General features: G+C 60.0%; 1 protein-coding gene. It reads right to left on the minus strand.

The genetic code is table 11. From position 1 onward, the window contains the following. A partial coding sequence (locus tag ACYPYD_RS27235; protein WP_459666917.1) for a transposase occupies nucleotides 1-245 on the minus strand: 245 nt, incomplete at both ends.

A 245-nucleotide genomic window follows, 5' to 3' on the forward strand; every position in this document is an offset into this window, starting at 1 on the left:
CATCCTTGGGCCTGAAGCTCTTCACGCTGGCCCACGCTTCGACCAACGTGCCGTCCACCGAGAAATGATCGTCGGACAGAAGAGCCTGCACGCGGGCCTGGTTGATGATGGCGGACAGGAACTTGGCGGCAACGTCCCTGGATAGTAGCCTCTCGCGGTTCTTGGTGAAGACCGTGACATCCCAGATCGGCGCATCCATCGCCAGGCCGACAAACCAGCGGAAGAGCAGGTTGTAATCCATCTGC

The organism is Novosphingobium sp. 11B (assembly GCF_054589055.1).